Source organism: Methylobacterium sp. WL18, assembly GCF_008040015.1.
Lineage (GTDB): Bacteria > Pseudomonadota > Alphaproteobacteria > Rhizobiales > Beijerinckiaceae > Methylobacterium > Methylobacterium mesophilicum.
Genome location: NZ_VRVD01000907.1, coordinates 1 through 1,453, shown reverse-complemented (window position 1 = coordinate 1,453; position 1,453 = coordinate 1). Strand labels below are relative to the sequence as shown.

1 protein-coding gene and 1 pseudogene are annotated in these 1,453 nt (G+C 70.5%); both read right to left on the bottom strand.

Annotated features, from left to right (window positions below):
- Window positions 1-1,080: cell division protein FtsZ (gene ftsZ / locus FV228_RS29575; RefSeq protein ID WP_147857706.1), on the bottom strand; the 1,080-nt coding region annotated here is incomplete at its 3' end.
- A 92-nt stretch (window positions 1,081-1,172) separates the two neighbouring features.
- Window positions 1,173-1,453 (bottom strand): annotated as a pseudogene (locus tag FV228_RS29570) (cell division protein FtsA); the annotation flags it as partial.

Here is a 1,453-nt window from a genome sequence, read left to right as displayed (position 1 = left end):
CACCGGCGAGGTCGCGCGGGCGCGGGCCTCGGCGCGCAGGCGCTCGGCGACTTCGGCGATGCGCTGCTCGGTCTCGGCGATCGCCGGGTTGTTCGGCGAGTTGGCCGAGATCAGCAGCGGCTCGATGCCGGTGGCCACGACAGACACCCGGATGATGCCATCGAGGCTCTCGTCGAAGGTGGCGCCCAGGATGATGTTGGCGTCCTGGTCGACCTCCTCGCGGATGCGGGTGGCGGCCTCGTCGAGTTCGTACAGGGTCAGGTCCGAGCCGCCGGTGATCGAGATCAGCAGGCCGCGGGCGCCCTTCATGGAGACGTCGTCGAGGAGCGGGTTGGCGATGGCCGCCTCGGCGGCGCGGTTGGCGCGCTTCTCGCCCGACGCCTCGCCGGTGCCCATCATGGCCTTGCCCATGCCGCGCATGATCGCCCGGACGTCGGCGAAGTCGAGGTTGATCAGGCCTTCCTTGACCATCAGGTCGGTGATGCAGGCGACGCCGGAGTAGAGCACCTGGTCGGCCATCGCGAAGGCGTCGGCGAAGGTGGTCTTCTCGTTGGCGACCCGGAACAGGTTCTGGTTCGGGATCACGATCAGGGTGTCGACCGCGGCCTGCAACTCCTGGATGCCGCTCTCGGCGGTGCGCATGCGGCGCACGCCTTCGAACTGGAACGGCTTGGTCACGACGCCGACCGTGAGGATGCCCATGTCGCGGGCGGTCCGGGCGATGACCGGCGCTGCGCCGGTGCCGGTGCCACCGCCCATGCCGGCGGTGATGAAGCACATGTGGGCGCCCGAGAGCTGGTCCCGGATCTCGTCGATCACTTCGTCGGCGGCGGCCGAGCCGACCTCCGGGTGGGAGCCGGCGCCGAGGCCCTGGGTGACGCCCAGGCCCATCTGGATCACCCGCTCCGCCTTCGAGGAGGTGAGCGCCTGCGCGTCGGTGTTGGCGACCACGAACTCGCAGCCGAGCAGGCCTGATTCGATCATGTTGTTGACTGCGTTGCCGCCTGCGCCGCCGACACCGAAGACGGTGATGCGGGGCTTGAGTTCCCGGATGTCCGGCGCCTGGAGGGTAATGGCCATGGTGTCGAGCCTCTCGCTTACTCTGCTTTCCGTGCGGCGCTGCGGCGCCGATATTTTTTCGATCCCCCGCCCGTGAAGGCGGCGGTGAAACCCTAGAAGCTCTCTCGGAGCCAGCGCCCGACCCGGCTGATGTACCGGTCCGATCCCGTGGCCGCGAAGGCGCCGTGCCCCCGCGGCTCGAAGTGCTCGGCGTGCGCCACCTGCGGGTAGACCAGCAGGCCGACGGCGGCCGAGAAGGCCGGTCCCTTGGCCGCCTCGGGCAGGCCGCGGATCCCCAGCGGCCGGCCGATCCGGACCTGACCCTGGAGGACGCGCCGGGCGACTTCCGGCAGGCCGACGAGCTGGCTGGCGCCGCCCGTCAGCACCACCCGCC